This is a genomic window from Pseudomonas sp. KH_046_2 (assembly GCF_057838985.1).
The window spans coordinates 2,315,443-2,332,642 of the sequence record NZ_CM174480.1; the positions used below are offsets into that span (position 1 = coordinate 2,315,443).

Here is a 17,200-nt window from a genome sequence, read left to right on the forward strand (position 1 = left end):
AACGCAGTGGCCTTGACGCTGGCCGAAAGCCTGTTTGCTCTCGGGCATTTCGACGAGGCAAGGCGTTGGCTGGCGCAGGCGATCTGGCTTGCCGCACAACAAGGCGCGGACGCCTTGAGTCCGGAGGTGACGGCGATGCAAAGTCTCATCGACCTGACTCAGGGATCTCTGGCAACGGCGCGCATTCGTCTGGAGTGTTTCCCCGGGGACTGCGCGCAGTTGGGGGTGGAGCAACTACCGGTCAGCGCACTTGTGCTGTACGAGAGCGGTTCGCTGGATCAAGCACAACGCAGGCTCACTCAAAACCTGCGTTACATCACGGACGACAGCTCAGCGGATACGCTGATCGTCACCCATATCCTTATGGCCCGTATCGCTGGGTCGCAGGGTGATATTGCCACCTGTCGCCGTCACCTCGCCTTGCTGGAACAACGCGGTCGCGACCGTGCTTGTCGACGCATCCAATGCTCGGTCTGGATCGAGCGCGCGCGTATGGCCACGCTGCAAGGTCGTCTCGAAGTCGCGGCTCAGGCGTTGGCTCACGTGGAGCGATATGGCGACTGGGAGCATGCAGATGCGCTCTTTTTTGCCAACGATGCGGACACACCGACCGTCGCACGTGTGCGCCTGCATATCGCCCAAGGGCGTTTTGACCAAGCGTCCCGGGCGCTGCGCCCGGCAATTGAACAAGCGCAACAGCGCGGTCGTCTGCGCCGTAAGCTGAAGCTGCGCTTGCTGTACGCACTGGCCCTTGATGGCATGGGGCAGCGCGCTGCGGCAATGGCGGAGCTGACCGGGGTGTTGACGTTCGCCAGCGAAGAAGGCTGGCGCAGCACCTTTGTCGAAGAGGGCACCTGCCTTGCCACGCTCTTGCAGCGTTGGGCTCAGCCCCGGGGATTTGCATCGACCATCGCGCCGGGATTTGTCGGTGATCTGCTCAAGCGCTTTGCTGTCACGGGCGACTCGCCATCCTCGGCCAGTGTCGCAGCCCTTACCGAGCGGGAGCATCAGGTCCTCAGGCTGCTCGCGCAAGGCCGTCAGGTCAGCGTAATCGCCCTCGGCATGCAGCTTTCCGCGCACACGGTTAAGGCGCATCTGCGCAATATCTATCGCAAGCTGGGCGCCCATGGCCAGGTCGAAGCCGCTGCCATCGCCAGAGCGAGAGGGCTGCTGGACGAACCCCACGAGCATTCATGCCAGCACGCCCGTCGCCCGGGCTCGCATCACCGCCTGGGCTCGCCGGGTCACCCCCAGTTTGCTGTTGATGTGCTTGATGTGCGCCTTGACCGTGTTGGTCGAGATGTACAGGCGTTCACTGATCTCCCGGTTTGAGAAGCCTTCGGCCAGCAGCTCCAGCACGGCAGTTTCACGCCCGGTGAGCTTTTCATGATTGCTTGGGCTGACCGCCGGCTTGCCCGGTTGAGAGATCCTGGCTTCACTGACCAGCAGATTGAATGAGCCGGTATTGGGCGACGGCTGATGTGCGCGTGGTGTTTCTTGCGCGGCCTGAGTGAGACTGTCCAACAGGCGCAGCGCCTTCGCTTGAAGTCCGTGAAAGTTCAGCCGCCGACATTCGCGCAGCGCTGTCTCCAGACGCTTGGAAGCATCCCGGGTCTGGCCGTTACCGTGTTCGGCAATGGCCAGCAGCAACTGACTGTGCACGGCCAGCGATGGCACATGAATGCTGGTCAGCCGCGCAGCGGACCCACGCAGATATTGCTCGATCATCTGCGCCATGAGCAGTGCCTGTTTCCAGTTTTTTTGATGGATCAGAACACTCAGGGTTTGCAGATTGAGTACCCCGCGATAGCTGCTTTCCTGGACATTGGCGCATTGCATGCGTCGTTCGGCGTCCTGCAGGAAAGCGAAGGCGCGCTGGAAATCCCCTCGGCAGGCAAACACTTCCGACAGGCCCATCAGCGCTTGCAGTAGGGACAGGCAATGATCGGCTATGCATTGCAGGGCCTGGCCCAAGACGCTCTCGCAACTGTCCAGCTCTCCGCGTTGCAGATGCAGCTTGCCCTGCAAGACCAGCAACCGGCCGAGCAACATCACATGCCGATCGCCATCGGCCCGCAACAGCATCAGGTTTTCTTGCAACAGGCGTTCGGCCAGCTCGCTTTCTCCGCAGAGAATCATCAGGCAGATGCGCTGGATGTTGGTCTGTACTTCTCGGACCAGGCTGCCCTGGCGGCGGGCCTGTTCGATGGCTTGCATCAGGATCTGTTGAGCTTGAAGGGTTTCGCCCGTGCTCATGGCCAGGCGCGCAAGGATGACCGTGCACACGAACGACACGTGTTGATCATCCTCACCCAGTTGATCCTGCGCCGCATGGCAATACTCCAAAGCCTGCGAGCAATTGCCCAACAAACCATGGATAGAGCCCCACAATGCCTGCCAGACCGCCAGCAGATGACGGTTCTGCTCTGCCGACGGTAGCGGCAGAAAGCGACTCAAATGCGCCAAGCAGGTCTGCGCTTCATCCAGACGCGTGTTCATCATCAAGGCGCAGGCATTGAGCACCACCAGTTGCGGCGTACTTAATTGCAGACTCGCGGGCAAGTGATTGCGCCAGTCGAGCAGGCGCGGCAGATTGCGTTCGGCCAGGAGCCAACTCGGGTTCAAGGTGGTTATGTAGTTGGCCGCGACGTCCGGGCGGTTGGCACTGAAAGCGAGGTCGATGGCATCTTCGATGAAACCCGACGCACTCAATCCCCGACAGGCACGCAGGCGCAAGTGGTTGAGTTCTGCAAGATCGTTTCTTCCCCGTAATGCCTGCGCCACGGCCGGCAACATGCAATGCCATTGCCCGGCGCTGTCCAGTGGCTGGAACAACCCCTGCGAGAGCAGCAATCTGCGCACGGTCGTCTTGTCGTCGAGTTCCTCCCACAGGTCGAGGCACAGGCTTTCGCTGAACCGTGGCAGACAGGCCAATCCCCGCAGCAAACGGCATTCTTCTGCATTCAGGTGTGAGAGCAGTTCACGCTCAAGGTAGTCGCTCAACATCCGCGCACCGCCGTGTGAGCTGCTGGGGGACGCGAGAAGCAAACGCAGGCCGGCACACCAGCCCAAGGTCTGCCGCCACATGACTTCCAGGTCTGCGTCTACTGTCGCCAGCGCAATCAATTGCACGAGCTCGTCGGACTCCTCACGGGACAGCGCCAGTGCCTGGCAATCGAGTTCCAACAGCTCACCTTCAAGCAACAGTCGCGGGAGGTTCCAGGCCGGACGTTGCCGGCAACTGACCCACAGCTGAATGGGTGCGGGGGAGTGCAGGAGCAGGTGATCGATCCAGGCGTCGAGTTCGGCATCGGCGCGGGCAGGGTAATCGTCAAGGATCAGTGTGAACGGCTCTTTGAGACCTTCCAGCAAACTCAGCAGCGCGGGGGCGGTGTTTATGGGATGCGGGTGATCACCAAGCTGTTCGGCGATGCGCGTGCAAAACCGTGCAAGGGAAAGGGATTGACCGGCCAGATTGATTTGTAGGACATGCGGCCCAGGAGTGGATCTGGCCATGCATTGCCTGATCAGCGAGGTCTTGCCATAGCCCGCCGGCGCGCAAAGCAGACGCAGGCGTTGCGGCTTTTCAAGCATCCGCGACACCAGGTGTTGGCGTGCCAACAGTGGCGCGCAAGGTGCGCAAGGATCGTCGGGCATCGGGCTGACAGGCTTGCCAGCCGGCAAGGTAACGGCTGAAAGGGACGGCGACATTTCGTTCTCCCGGACCGCAAGGCAAGGCATCTGCGTCGGGTCCGAAGCGGGCTGATAACTGAGCGGTTACTGCGCGAAAGAATCCGCAGTCCGGCGACCGCGGGCAATACCCTTTTCGGTTGAAAAGGTGACGACTGTAGAAAACTCACAGGCGGCGTTACTTCTTGTATCGATGGCAAAGTGCTAATCACCCACACGGGTAGTCCCAAATTACCCCATCAGGGGATGTCCCGAGTGACGGCGCAGTCCCTACTGTTGGCGCTCCAACACATCCGTAGTATTTCGGAGAGCCGCATGACAAAAACAACAAAGCGCGCAATCTTTCAGCCGCAGTTGCTGGCAGCAGCAGTCGCCCTGGGGATTAGCACGCAGGCTTGCGCAGTGAATTTTAGCGTCGGGGAGATTCAGGGCAGTTTCGACAGCTCGTTGTCGGTAGGCGCCAGTTGGGCAGCACGCGGACCGGACCCGGATTTCATTTCCAACTTCAACTCGCAAGGTGTGCGCGGCGGGTCGTCATCGCGTACCAGCGATGACAACCGGCTGAACTTCAAGAAGGGCGAAACCTTTTCGAAGATCTTCAAGGGCGTGCATGACCTGGAGTTGAAATACGGTGACAGCGGCGCATTCGTGCGTGGCAAATACTGGTATGACTTCGAGTTGATGGACGAGAGCCGTCCGTTCTATGACATCGACGATCATGGTCGCCAGCGCGCGGCGAAGTCGTCCGGGGCAATGTTTCTCGACAGCTTCGTCTACCACAACTACACCATCGACGAGTTGCAGGGCAACGTACGCTTGGGCAAGCAAGTGGTCAGCTGGGGCGAAAGCACCTTCATCGGCAACTCGATCAACAGCATCAACCCGATCGACGTCGCGGCGCTGCGCCGACCCGGTGCCGAGGTCAAGGAAGGCCTGATCCCGGTGAACATGCTGTACGTGTCACAGGGACTCACCGAAAACGTCACCGCCGAAGCGTTCTACCAGATCGAATGGGCACCGTCGGTAATCGACAACTGCGGCACATTCTTCGGTAACGACGTGACGCCGGATGGCTGTAACGACCGCGCGGTGATTGCCGGTCTCGACCTGCCGCCCGGCGTGGCGACCAATACCGGTTCCGGCCTGCAAGTGGCAGGCACCGGGGCGCAAGGTGGCGGCGTGGACAATGCCTACGTGACGCGCACCAAAACCAAGGATGCCAAGGACAGCGGTCAGTTCGGCCTGGCCTTGCGCTGGTTTGCACCGGACCTGAACGACACCGAGTTCGGCGCCTATTTCCTCAACTATCACAGCCGCAATCCCAACCTCGATTTCACCCGCGCGACCGTGACCGCCAACACCGGCGCAGGTGCGGCGACTGTACCTGGCGCGATCAACTCGATCCGCACCGCGAGTTACCACGTGGTTTACCCAGAAGACATCCGCCTCTACGGACTTAGCTTCGCGACCAACGTGGCGGGTACTTCATTGGGTGGCGAAATCAGCTACCGGCCGAACATGCCGCTGCAACTCAACGGTGCTGACCTCAATCTGGCGGCGACGGGCAACAAGAACTCGCCGTTGTTCATCGCCGGCCAGTCGCAGAACGCCGCCGGGGCAAAACTCCAGGGTTATGAGCGCATGCCGGTGCTGCAAACCCAAGTGACCGCCACGCAATTTTTCGATCAGGTCATGGGCGCCAGTCGCCTGACCCTGGTCGGCGAAGCAGGTTACAACCGCATAAACGGTCTGGGGAATTCCGACGGTACAGACCTGCGCTTTGGCCGCAGTACGATTTTCGGCGCCGGCGAGCTGGCGACCGGAGCGGGTCCAGGCGCAACCGGTGCACAAACCTGTGCCGGGACACGGAGCCAGGTGCCGGGTGCCGCAGCGGGTGTGACCCGGCCCAGCAACCCGCAGCAGGAGTGCAACAGCCACGGTTTCTACACCACCGACTCCTGGGGCTATCGCCTGCGTGGCCGGCTCGACTATCCGAACGTGTTTGCCGGCGTGAACCTGGCGCCGAACATTGCCTGGTCCCACGACGTCGAGGGCAACGGCCCGAACTTCGAGGAAGGCCTCAAAGCCGTGAGCGTTGGCGTGGATGCCGACTACGCCAACCTCTACACCGCCAGCCTCAGCTACACGGATTACTTCGGCGGCCATTTCAACACCAACCGTGATCGCGACTACGTTGCACTCAGCGTCGGCGTGAACTTCTGATAGCCCAACAGCAAAGGATCGAGACCATGAAAAAATTCATTCTTGTTGCATGCGGCACCCTCGCACTGAGTCTGCTGTCGAGCAGCATCATGGCCGCCGTCTCACCGGAAGACGCGGCAAAACTGGGCACTACCCTGACGCCACTGGGCGGTGAAAAGGCCGGCAATGCCAGCGGCACCATCCCGGCCTGGAGCGGTGGCCTCAAGCCCGGCGCAGTGCCGATGACCAACGATTTTCTCGGCAACCCGTTCGAAGGTGAAAAACCGCAGTTCGTGATCACTGCCGCCACGGCCTCGCAATACAAGGACAAGCTGACGGCCGGGCAACTGGCGATGTTCCAGCGCTACCCCGACACCTACAGGATCCCGGTGTATAAGACCCAGCGCACGGCGTCGGCCCCGCAGGCGGTGTACGACGCGGCGAAGAAAAGCGCGCTGACCACCGAGGCGATCAATGACGGCTACGCGCTGAAAAACTTTGAACAGTCGCACTACTACGCGTTCCCGATTCCGAAGAGTGGCCTGGAGGTCGTGTGGAATCACCTGACCCGTTCACGCGGCACCAACTTCATCAACCGCCAGGCCCAGGCCACACCGCAGGTCAACGGTGACTACACCATCGTCGACATTGAAATTGCCGCGGGATTGCCGTGGAAGATGGCGGATGCCAAGCCTGAGGACAGTGCCAATATCCTGTTCTATGCCAAGCAGACAGTGACGGCGCCGGCGCGTATGGCCGGTAGCGTGTTGCTGATCCACGAGACGCTCGATCAGGTCAAGCAGCCGCGCATGGCCTGGGCCTACAACGCCGGGCAGCGTCGCGTACGCCGTGCACCTCAGGTCGCGTATGACGGGCCGGGCACCGCCGCCGACGGCCTGCGCGTCGCCGACAACGCCGACATGTACAACGGCGCGCCTGATCGCTACGACTGGAAACTGATCGGCAAGAAAGAAATCTATGTCCCGTACAACAGCTATGCACTGCAATCGCCGAAGCTTAGGTACGCCGACATCATCAAGCCAGGGCACATCAACCAGGACCTGACCCGCTACGAGTTGCACCGCGTCTGGGAAGTGGAAGGCACTCTCAAACCGGGTGAGCGGCACATCTATGCCAAGCGTCACATGTACTTCGACGAGGACACCTGGGCGGCGGTGGAAATCGACCAGTACGATGGTCGTGGCCAGTTGTGGCGGGTCAGTGAAGGTCACCTGGTCAACGACTATCAGCAAGGTGTGGCGGTGTATGCCGGGATCGGCATCTATGACTTGCTGGCAGGTCGCTACGTGGTGTCCAACCTTGGCAACGAAAACAAGCGCGGCACCGACTACAGCTATCAGCCCACGATTGCTGACTTCACTCCAGCAGCCTTGCGTAACGCCGGTATCCGATAGGCGTGCGCTCAGCGCTCTTCCTGACTGCGGGTCGCTCCCGCGGTCCGGAGGGCAACGTCCGCCGGTTCAATCCAGCCAGCCATGGTCACGGGCAATGGCCAGTGCCTGGATGCGGCTGAGGGCACCGAGCTTGACGTTGATTTTATGCAGATGGGTTTTTACCGTGCATTCGCTGAGGAACATTTTTTCCGCGATAACCCGATTACGATGTCCGATCGCCAACAGGCGCAACACCTGGGTCTCCCTTGCGGTCAACGGTGTAGCCCTGTTGCCTGCACTCGACGGGCCATCGGTGCGGCCAGGCGCAATGCCCAGCCGCTGTAGCAAATGAGCCACAAAGTCGGGGTTGACGGCCTGATCGTTGTGCCCCCGTCGGTGGTTGGCCCAGCGACGCAACAAGGCAACCAAGGGCTCACCTTCCTCGATAAAACCCTGCCAGGAGCCTTCATCGCCAGCCAGTCGCAATGCCTGTTCGAGTGCCAACATGGCCAGGCGGGTGCGTTTGCGAGCGTCCTGAGCCATGGCCAACAACAGCTGCAACTTGATCTCGCGGCGGCGATGGGAACTGGCCTGTGCAATGCAGATGGCCTCAAGCAAGTCTTCGACGGCGGCGTTGCAGTTGCCCTGGGCGATGTTCAAGCGTTGGTGGGCGATCAGCAGGTTGTCGAGTTCGTCACAGGGCAACAGGCTTTCAGGGGGGGGCGGTTCGCTGACACTTTGCGCCGACTGCAAGGCCAGTTGCGCCATGTCCAGTTGCTTGTTCAACGTCGCCACGCGGGCGCGCTCGAGCCAGGCTGAACGCTGGATACGCAGTGAGCCGGATTGTTGGCCGAACCGTTCAAGTTTCACCAATAACCGCAGCCAGGTCTCCCGCTCTCCACGCGCCAGCGCAAGACGCGCCGTCAGCACATGGCTGGTGATAAGGGTGTCAGGCGCGCTGGCCAGACTGAGTTCGGTCGGTACGCCTGCCAGCAGTCGTGCGGCCTGATTCAGTTCATCGCGTTCATGGCGCTCAAGGGTGTCGAGCATATCGGTGACCCCGCTAAATCCAGTCACGATCCTCGGTTTTCCACCGGCCGGCGAGGAGCAAAATCGCGAGACTCAGGGTCCTTCCACCGTACGTTCTTTCGGACGTCATTCGCTTGCTCCGTGAGTTCATACCTTCGACCGTCGATTCAAAGGCGGGCTGCTCATAGCATTGGAAAAGCAGTTCCGAACGTCATCTTCATTCAAGGTAAATCACGCAATGAACCGTCGTATTTCCGCATTGACTGGAACAAGTCGAAGGCTTGATGGTGGCGTCATGTTCGGCAACACACCGCGCTCGCGCTGGTCTGACTGGATCAGTCCCGATCATGAAAACCAGATCCGGCTTGCGTCGCGTGCCTTATTGGTGCAAGAGGGCCAGAAGAACATTCTGGTACTGGCGGGCAGTGAAGCGCTCCTGGCGCCATTGCCAAGAACCTGCCGCTGCCAACAACTCACCAAGGGCTTGCTTGATTCGTTGGCCCAGTACGGTTTGGGCGAGGACGATATTCACGTCGTGGTGCTCGTTCACCTGCATGCGCGGCTGTCGTCGCAACCGCGCAGTGCCATCGCGAACGGCGAAACGCCTCGCCTGTTGTTTCCCAATGCCCGTTACCTCGTGGGCGAGCGTCACTGGGATCGCGCCCGTCATCCGCATCCGCGTGACCGGGCATTGTTCATCTCGGCAATCCTCAATCGGCTGGAAGACAGTGATCGCCTGGTGTTGCTCAAGGGCTCCGGTAGCGATCTGCTCGGCAGTGGTTGGCAATTTCATCTCAGCGACGGTTATACCCCCGGGCAATTGCTGCCGGAAATCGCCATGCCGGGCGGGCCAGTGCTGTTCGCCGGTGACCTGATCCCGGGAAGCCATTGGCTGGAGCTGGCCATGACCAGCGGCTATGACCGCAATCCCGAATGCCTGATTGGCGAGAAAGAACGCTTGCTCGACCATCTGGTGAGCGAACGTGGCCGAATTTTTTTCAGCCGCGATCCGGACGTGGCAATGGTCAAGGTGATGCGAGACAGGCAGTCGCGCTACCTGGCGTTCGACCTGTATCGCGCACTCAGTCAATTCGACAATTGAGGCACTACCACCCACCCGACGTGGGGAGTACTGCGTGCGACGCGAACATCCGAGCATGGTTCAAACGCTCCCTGACAGGACCCTTGCATGACTTCCATGACTGATTCGCCCTATGCCGCCTGGATCGGGCGTAGCGAGCAAACCACTGAGCAGTTGAGTGCCAGCCTGGCCAAACGAATCGCCGCGACACTGGGAGAAACCGCTCCCGCTGCGGGGCAGGCATTACCTGCGCTGTGGCACTGGGCGGCCTTTCAGCCCGCGGTAGCGCAGGAGAACCTTGGCGAAGATGGCCACCCGGCCAGGGGCGGCATCCTGCCTCCTGCGCAGAATCGCAACCGGATGTGGGCGGGGGGGCGCGTGGAGTTTCATGAAGACTTGCGCGTCGACGCTGAAGTCACCCGCACCACGACGGTCCTGAAGATCGAGGAAAAAAACGGGCGTACCGGTTCGCTGCTGTTTGCGACCCTGCGCCACGACTATGTGCAGGACGGGCGCCTGGCGATTCGTGAAGAGCAGGACATTGTCTACCGTGAACCTTCGCCGCCCAGACTCGGCAGCGGCGATGCGTTGCCGCTTGCCGGTTGGCAGGAATCGATCACGCCCAGCCCGGTCTTGTTGTTTCGTTACAGCGCCGTGACCTTCAACGGCCATCGCATCCATTACGACTGGCCTTACGCCACCGAAGCGGAAGGCTACCCCGGCCTGGTGGTGCATGGCCCGCTGATTGCCACCCTCAACCTGCGCGCTTTCTGCCGGGCCAATCCACAGGCGAAGGTGCGTCGCTTTGAATACCGAGGGCTGCGACCGCTGATTTCGCCGCAGCCCTTCATTGTTGGTGGACGCCTCTACGCCCCCGGCAGGGCTGAACTCTGGGCGGGTAACGACGCCGGGGTGGCCCAGCGCGCCGAAGTGATTTTCGACTGATTTTTTCCTGGCCCTCCCATAACAAGAATCGAGGACGACCGATGAACCCCAACAGTGACGAACTCAATGCCATCCGCGAAGGTGTGCGGGCATTGTGCGCCGAATTCGATGTCGCTTACTGGCGTAAAGTCGACGAAGAAAAAGGCTTTCCGGAAACCTTCGTCAAGGCCCTGACCGACGCCGGCTGGCTGGCAGCGATGATTCCTGTCGAATATGGCGGCTCCGGCCTCGGGCTGGCCGAAGCCTCAGTGATCCTGGAAGAAGTCAATCGTTGCGGCGGCAACTCCGGTACCGTCCACGGGCAGATGTACAACATGTTCACCCTGCTGCGAAACGGTAGCGAGGCACAGAAAAACCATTACCTGCCGAAATTGGCCAGTGGCGAGTTGCGCCTGCAATCGATGGGGGTGACCGAGCCGACAACGGGCACCGACACCACCAAGATCAAGACCAGCGCCGTGCGCAAGGGCGACAAGTACGTGATCAACGGGCAGAAAGTATGGATCTCGCGCATCCAGCATTCGGACCTGATGATCCTGTTGGCGCGCACGACGCCATTGGCCGACGTGAAGAAAAAATCCGAGGGTATGTCGATCTTCCTCGTCGACCTGCGCGAGGCCATTGGCAACGGCCTGACCGTGCAGCCGATTGCCAACATGGTCAATCACGAGACCAACGAGCTGTTCTTCGACAACCTGGAGATCCCCGCCGACAGCCTGATCGGCGAGGAGGGCAAGGGCTTCAAGTACATCCTTGATGGCCTGAATGCCGAGCGCACCCTGATTGCCGCCGAGTGCATCGGTGACGGGCGCTGGTTCATTGAAAAAGCGAGTGCCTATGCCCGCGACCGGGTGGTGTTCGGCCGCCCCATTGGCCAGAACCAGGGCGTTCAGTTCCCGATTGCCGAGGCGCATATCGAAATCGAAGCCGCCGACCTGATGCGCTGGCGCGCCTGCGAAGAATACGACAGCGGCATCAACGCCGGGGCCAGCGCCAACATGTCCAAATATCTTGCCGCCAAGGCCTCCTGGGAAGCGGCCAATGCCTGCCTGCAAACCCACGGTGGTTTTGGTTTCGCCTGCGAATACGACGTGGAACGAAAATTCCGCGAGACGCGGCTGTACCAGGTCGCCCCGATCTCCACCAACCTGATCCTGTCCTATGTGGCCGAGCACCTGCTCGAGCTGCCTCGCAGTTTCTAAGGGAAAAAGTCGATGAGTCATACCCATGCACTGGCGGCATTTCTGGCCCGTTTGAGCCTTGCCGACCTGCCGGAACCGGTACTTTCTCGCAGTGAAGATCTTTTCCTGGACTGGTTGGGTTCCGCGCTGGCCAGCCAGGGCGCGCATCCGATTCCGCTGTTCGAACGCTATGCGACGACGATGGGCCCTGGCAGCGGCCCGTCGACCATGCTGGTCAATGGCCAGGGCACTTCGGCGTACTTTGCCGCGCTGGTCAATGGCGCCTCTTCGCATCTGGTCGAGCAGGACGACTTGCACAACAGCTCAGTATTGCACCCGGCCACCGTGGTGTTTCCCGCCGTGCTGGCAGCCGCGCAGGACCTGGGCAAGTCTGGCGCTGAACTGCTGCTGGCGTCGGTGGCCGGGTACGAAGCCGGCATCCGCATCGGTGAATTCCTCGGCCGTTCGCATTACCGGACTTTCCATACCACCGCAACGGTCGGCACTCTGGCCGCTGCCGTGGCGGTCGGTAAGTTGATGAACTTCGATGAAGAGCAGTTCATCAATTTGCTGGGCAGTGCCGGGACACAAGCGGCCGGACTGTGGGAATTCCTGCGCGATGCGGCAGACTCCAAACAGCTGCACACCGCCAAAGCTGCCGCCGATGGGTTGTTGGCGGCGTACCTGACCGCCGATGGTTTGACCGGTGCACGCAACATCCTCGAGGGCGAGCAGGGCATGGCTGCCGGCATGTCCAGCGACGCCCGGCCACGCTGCCTGTCCGATCGCCTCGGCAGCCGATGGGCACTGCTGGAAACCTCCTTCAAGTTCCACGCTTCATGCCGCCATACCCATCCCGCCGCCGATGCTTTGTTGGCGTTGATGCAGCGCGAGCACCTGCAGCATCAGCAGATCGCCAGAGTGATCACTCGTGTGCATCAGAGCGCCATCGATGTATTGGGACGGGTCACGGTGCCGCAGAGCGTGCATCAGGCGAAGTTCTCCATGGGCACGGTACTCGGCCTCATCGCCGTGCACGGCAAGGCCGGCCTGCCCGAATTTCAGCACCTGGCCATGACCGACCCGGCTGTCGCCGAGTTTCGCGACAAGGTGTTGATGCAACTGGATGCCGAAGTCGATTGCGCTTATCCGCAGCGTTGGCTGGGCCGTATTGAAGTGCAGACCACCGACGGGCGCCTGTTACGCGGGGCAATCGATTCGCCCAAGGGTGATCCGGACAACACGCTTTCTCGCCCAGAACTGGAGGACAAATTCCGACGGTTGTTGGCGTTTTCTGGCGCCGTTAATGGCGATCAGGCCGGCGTATTGATCGAGCGCGTCTGGCGTCTGCGTGATGCAGCCCACCTCAACGGTTTGATGGAGATCGACGATGCACAGTGAAAACCTGAACCTGCGTCCGTTGGACGGGATTACCGTGGTCAGCCTTGAGCACGCCATCGCCGCGCCATTCTGCACACGACAACTGGCTGACCTGGGAGCGCGAGTGATCAAGGTCGAGCGTCCCGGCAGCGGCGACTTCGCCCGTGGGTATGACCAGCGCGTGCGCGGCATGGCCTCGCATTTCGTCTGGACCAATCGCTCCAAGGAAAGCATCGCGCTTGATCTCAAGCAGCAGGAAGCCCGGGTCATCCTCGAACAGCTCTTGCTGCAAGCGGACGTGCTGGTGCAAAACCTTGCGCCGGGTGCCGCCGCGCGGATGGGCCTGTCGTTCGAAGCGTTGCACAAGGATTTTCCGCAACTGATTGTCTGCGACATTTCCGGTTATGGTGAAGGTGGTGCCTACGAAGACAAAAAAGCCTACGACCTGCTGATCCAGAGCGAAAGCGGCTTTCTGTCCGTGACCGGTAACGCTGCGGAGGGGGGCATGGCGAAGGCTGGTTGTTCGATCGCCGACATTTCCGCCGGGATGTACGCCTACACCGGAATTCTCTCGGCTTTGCTGCTGCGGGACAGGACCGGGCAGGGTAGTCGTGTTGAGATTTCCATGCTGGAAAGCCTGGTAGAGTGGATGGGCTTTCCGATGTACTACGCCTTTGAGGACGCCACGCCACCGCAACGCACTGGGGCCTCTCACGCGACGATTTATCCCTATGGCCCGTTCCCGTCAGGCGACGGCGGCACCGTCATGATCGGGCTGCAAAACGAGCGTGAATGGGTGCAGTTCTGCGAGCGGGTGCTGCAACGTCCCGAGTTGATCGACGACGAGCGCTTTAGCGCCAACTTTAAACGCTCGGACAACCGTCAGGCTTTGTACGCAATCATTGTCGAGGTGTTCGCACAACTGGATGCCGCGACCGTCGTCGAAAGGCTGGATGCAGCGCAAATCGCCAATGCCCAGGTCAACGACATGTCTGGTGTCTGGGAGCATCCGCAACTGAAGGCGCGAGACCGCTGGACACAAGTCACCAGCCCGGTAGGCACATTGCCGACACTGTTGCCGCCCGCCACCAGTAATGCTTTTGCACCGCGCATGGCCGCAGTACCGGGGCTAGGCCAGCACAGTCGCAGCGTCCTCGCCGAGCTGGGATACAGCGCTGTGGACATTCAACGCCTGAATGAAGCAGGCATCGTTCAGAACGGCTGACAGAGGCAGAAAAATGACCCATTCACTTATTCGCTCGGCGTTGTTCGTGCCGGGCAACCGCCCTGAACGTTTCGCCAAGGCGCTGGCCAGTGGCGCCGATGCGGTCATCATCGATCTTGAGGATGCCGTAGCGCCGGCTGATAAAGCGACGGCCCGCAAGCATCTCGCCGAGTTCATCATGTGGCAAAGGGATGTGCGGTTGCTGGTGCGCATCAATGCCGCCGGCACTGCTGAGCATCAAGCCGATCTGGACCTCTGTCGCCAGCATCCCGATGTCGCCGCGATTATGTTGCCCAAGGCGGAATCCGCGGCTCAGGTCGATCATGTTGCCGGGAGTGGAAAACCCGTCTGGCCGATCATTGAAAGCGCGCAGGGAATGCTTTCGGTCGCAGAGATAGCGGCTTGCGCTGGAGTGCAGGGCCTGACCTTTGGTGCGCTTGATCTGGCGCTCGATCTGGGCATGAAAGCCGGCGGCAGTGCCGCCGACCGTATCTTCGATCAGATCCGTTTCGCCTTGCTCCTGCATTCGCGGGTCAATGGGCTGCAGCCGCCGCTGAATAGCGTTTACCCGGCCTTCACCGACGATTCGGGGCTGACCCATGCGATGCTGCGAGGGCGTGACATGGGCATGGCTGGCGCGTTGTGCATTCATCCGCGCCAGGTGTCCGTGATTCATGCCGTGCTGGCGCCGAGCGCTGAAGAACTGGCGTGGGCGCAGCGTGTATTGAAAGCGGCAGAGTGCGGGGACGCGGCGTTGAAGGTCGATGGAGAAATGGTTGACGCCCCGGTGCTTGGCCGGGCGCGGCGACTGCTGGCATTCGAAACTGTTCGAACTGCCATTTAGCCGAAAATCCGACGGAACGTGGATTTCATGCTGAATGTGTTCGCAGCATGGACCTGGGGGATCACCATGGCGATCATGAAAGCCACTGTCTTCTTCGAAAAAAACGCATCGTGCTGGATGACAAACCCATACCGGAAGTGGGCCTGCTCGACGCACTGGTTTGGTTCACCACCATCTGCGCACGGTTGCTGCACAGGAGCGCCACCCGGTCGCCCTTGCGCAGGCCCAAATTGCCAAGGTCCTTGGCCAGGCGATTGCAACGCTGATTGGTCTGACTGAAGGTAAATGACGCGCAACAGCGTGTAGTTGTTGAAGGTGCTGCTTTGCACCGGGATAAAACCGGCCGGCACTTCCTCTTGGTAGCCCGGGGACAACATTCGGTAACGCGCACCTTGCCCTGATACTCGCCCCGGCTCCCGCTAGATTCAGCCGGCATCGTTGGCGGTCAGCGAATTGAGTTCTTTGGTGGTGATTTTGGCCATAAAATGGGTTACCCCTACTTTTACCCCCACAAATCTTCTGGCTCTCAGTGGAATTCTCACTGAGTCGATGTCTTTTTTGGCTGTCTCCACAATCAGTAAGGCCGTAAGAATATTACGTTTTTTTTTACAGTGGTCTGTTTTGCTCGCAACGATACTGGCCGGCAAAATTGACAGTGCTTATGGCAGTTTCACTTAAGTCCCCAACGGCCTTGAAATCTCACGGAGTGCGTTTTCAGCCCTCAACATTCGAGATGTCGAACGTGAGCGAAACAGGGACTCATGCAACTGTAGAATCCCATCGCAAAACGTCAGCCATGGGATTGCTCGTAGCAGCTGTTGGGATGGTGTACGGAGATACTGGCACCAGTCCGCTGTATACCCTTACCGTACCGGCCATAAATTCATCAGATAGAATGCGAAACGTGCGACCTAGAGAGCGTGGAAGTAATTTACTGAAGTGGGGACGAAACAATCGTTTCAACGATTTACTTCCGAAAATTTCAAAGTTTTACTTCCGAGCGCTTTTTTTATGCACGTTCCTGGGGGTGCTACAGCAAAGCTCGTCACGTTTCAAAACGGGCGCATGGTCACACGCTATCGCGACCGACTGATCGCTCAGGGCGTGGTGGTGGCGAAAGTCACCGGCACCCGTGTGTCGTGCAACTGGAGTGGCGGATTGCTGGACCCGAATTAGTGGCGACCATAAGGGCGGGGTGAAGGCCTACGACGAACCAGCACCGGGTTTGAGGCAAGCCGCTCAATGCCCGGTGTTCCCGCGCCTCAGGCTCTGTGAAATTACTCGCTGGCCTGGACACAATCGCTCGCCGCGCGACGTTCGCAGAGCCGGTAGCGCAAGCGTTCGGCCCAGTAGCGTCCGGCCTCGTTGACATCGCTCCAGGAATCGTAGGTGCTACTCTCGAACAGACCGATGATCGGCCGTCGCGAGCCGACCCGTCGATCGATCTCGGCGGCGATCACTTCTCCGGTTTTGGCGTCGTCTATTTTTCCTTCGATGGTCACTTGCCCGGAAAACGGTGGCTTGCCAGTGGTGTGGGTGATCGTCTGCATTGTCGCAGCCTTGACCCCTGGCACACCGAGCGGGATCGGGATGTAGGAGGCCGCTTTCAACGATGCATCCGCCGCTTCCGCATCGACGATCGCCACCGACACTTGCAGGGTGTCCGGCCCCGGTTGATCGACGATCTGATAGTCCTTGCCCAGTTGTTCGGTCAATTGCTGGTGGAAGCCTTGAACGATGGCGGCGGTGTCGGTCGCGGGCGCATCGTGCAGCTTGGACTTGGGCCCGGCGTACAACTTGATCGGGTCAATGAGCACCTTGTTGTAGCGAGTAAAACTGGCAGCGGAAGCGAATTTCGGGTTGCGGTACAAGCGCAACGCTTCCTTGTCTTCGCCTTCTTTCATTTTCGGGTAGATGTCCCCCAGAAAACCGGAGCCTGTCACGTTCTCCGCAAGGCTGGTGTGCCTGCCTGGCTGCGAGGTCGAAGAACAACCGGCCAGCGTGATCAGGGCGACAGTGAGGGTCAATGTACTCAAGCGTGATTTCATGCAGTTCTTCCTTAATTGCATCATGGTCGACCCGACGGGGTAAAACCCAAGACTCAGGGTAGTCCATCGAATGACCTATGCATTGTGCCCGTCGGGATTTTTCGGGCAACGCTCACCTTTGCACATTGTCGGCACAGGTTTACTACGCTGGCAGCATCTGATGGAAAGTTGGCGCGAAATG

Annotated in this window: 11 protein-coding genes and 4 pseudogenes; 11 read left to right on the forward strand and 4 right to left on the reverse strand. The window is 60.2% G+C overall.

All coding sequences use genetic code 11. The features are described 5' to 3' along the window. Window positions 1–6: 6 nt before the first annotated feature. Window positions 7–1,143, forward strand: a pseudogene (locus AC3IX1_RS10505) (LuxR C-terminal-related transcriptional regulator); the annotation flags it as partial. A gap of 48 nt (window positions 1,144–1,191) precedes the next feature. On the opposite strand, the gene AC3IX1_RS10510 reads toward AC3IX1_RS10505, so the two are convergent. Further along, window positions 1,192–3,711, reverse strand: coding sequence for a LuxR C-terminal-related transcriptional regulator (locus AC3IX1_RS10510; protein ID WP_489388107.1), 2,520 nt, complete (start codon window positions 3,709–3,711; stop codon window positions 1,192–1,194). A 294-nt stretch (window positions 3,712–4,005) separates the two neighbouring features. Here AC3IX1_RS10510 and AC3IX1_RS10515 point away from each other — a divergent pair, with 294 nt between their 5' ends. Both AC3IX1_RS10515 and AC3IX1_RS10520 read left to right on the forward strand, forming a co-directional pair. Beyond that, window positions 4,006–5,913 carry a DUF1302 domain-containing protein gene (locus AC3IX1_RS10515; protein WP_489388108.1) on the forward strand — a complete coding sequence of 636 codons (1,908 nt, stop codon included), beginning with the start codon at window positions 4,006–4,008 and terminating at the stop codon, window positions 5,911–5,913. A gap of 26 nt (window positions 5,914–5,939) precedes the next feature. Then, window positions 5,940–7,307 (forward strand): DUF1329 domain-containing protein, encoded by a 1,368-nt coding sequence (locus AC3IX1_RS10520; RefSeq protein ID WP_489388109.1) that lies wholly within the window; start codon window positions 5,940–5,942, stop codon window positions 7,305–7,307. A gap of 66 nt (window positions 7,308–7,373) precedes the next feature. On the opposite strand, the gene AC3IX1_RS10525 is transcribed toward AC3IX1_RS10520, so the two are convergent. Further along, window positions 7,374–8,363 (reverse strand): LuxR C-terminal-related transcriptional regulator, encoded by a 990-nt coding sequence (locus AC3IX1_RS10525; protein ID WP_489388110.1) that lies wholly within the window; start codon window positions 8,361–8,363, stop codon window positions 7,374–7,376. Window positions 8,364–8,553: 190 nt separating this feature from the next. Between AC3IX1_RS10525 and AC3IX1_RS10530 the strand changes: the two genes are divergently transcribed. From AC3IX1_RS10530 to AC3IX1_RS10560, 7 genes and pseudogenes are all read left to right on the forward strand, one after another. After that, complete coding sequence (locus tag AC3IX1_RS10530; protein WP_489388111.1) at window positions 8,554–9,417, forward strand: MBL fold metallo-hydrolase; 864 nt, start codon at window positions 8,554–8,556, stop codon at window positions 9,415–9,417. Window positions 9,418–9,513: 96 nt separating this feature from the next. Continuing rightward, window positions 9,514–10,341 carry an HTD2 family dehydratase gene (locus AC3IX1_RS10535; RefSeq protein ID WP_489388714.1) on the forward strand — a complete coding sequence of 276 codons (828 nt, stop codon included), beginning with the start codon at window positions 9,514–9,516 and terminating at the stop codon, window positions 10,339–10,341. A 41-nt stretch (window positions 10,342–10,382) separates the two neighbouring features. Next, window positions 10,383–11,543, forward strand: coding sequence for an acyl-CoA dehydrogenase family protein (locus AC3IX1_RS10540; protein WP_489388112.1), 1,161 nt, complete (start codon window positions 10,383–10,385; stop codon window positions 11,541–11,543). A 12-nt stretch (window positions 11,544–11,555) separates the two neighbouring features. Then, on the forward strand, window positions 11,556–12,923 hold the full coding sequence (locus AC3IX1_RS10545) for an MmgE/PrpD family protein (protein ID WP_489388113.1): 1,368 nt from the start codon (window positions 11,556–11,558) through the stop codon (window positions 12,921–12,923). Continuing rightward, window positions 12,913–14,127 carry a CaiB/BaiF CoA transferase family protein gene (locus AC3IX1_RS10550; protein WP_489388114.1) on the forward strand — a complete coding sequence of 405 codons (1,215 nt, stop codon included), beginning with the start codon at window positions 12,913–12,915 and terminating at the stop codon, window positions 14,125–14,127. The genes AC3IX1_RS10545 and AC3IX1_RS10550 overlap by 11 nt, the downstream gene beginning before the upstream one ends. Window positions 14,128–14,140: 13 nt before the next feature. Continuing rightward, complete coding sequence (locus AC3IX1_RS10555) at window positions 14,141–14,971, forward strand: HpcH/HpaI aldolase/citrate lyase family protein (protein ID WP_489388115.1); 831 nt, start codon at window positions 14,141–14,143, stop codon at window positions 14,969–14,971. A 66-nt stretch (window positions 14,972–15,037) separates the two neighbouring features. Beyond that, window positions 15,038–15,165: pseudogene (locus AC3IX1_RS10560) on the forward strand (NAD(P)-dependent alcohol dehydrogenase); the annotation flags it as partial. Between the two features lie 32 nt (window positions 15,166–15,197). Here the strand turns inward: AC3IX1_RS10560 and AC3IX1_RS10565 are convergent. Further along, window positions 15,198–15,407, reverse strand: a pseudogene (locus tag AC3IX1_RS10565) (hypothetical protein); the annotation flags it as partial. A gap of 617 nt (window positions 15,408–16,024) precedes the next feature. Here AC3IX1_RS10565 and AC3IX1_RS10570 point away from each other — a divergent pair. Beyond that, window positions 16,025–16,147, forward strand: a pseudogene (locus AC3IX1_RS10570) (succinylglutamate desuccinylase); the annotation flags it as partial. Between the two features lie 101 nt (window positions 16,148–16,248). Here AC3IX1_RS10570 and AC3IX1_RS10575 read toward each other — a convergent pair. Next, window positions 16,249–17,019: a DUF3313 domain-containing protein gene (locus tag AC3IX1_RS10575; protein WP_489388116.1), complete on the reverse strand. Its 771-nt coding sequence runs from the start codon at window positions 17,017–17,019 to the stop codon at window positions 16,249–16,251. Window positions 17,020–17,200 lie beyond the last annotated feature (181 nt).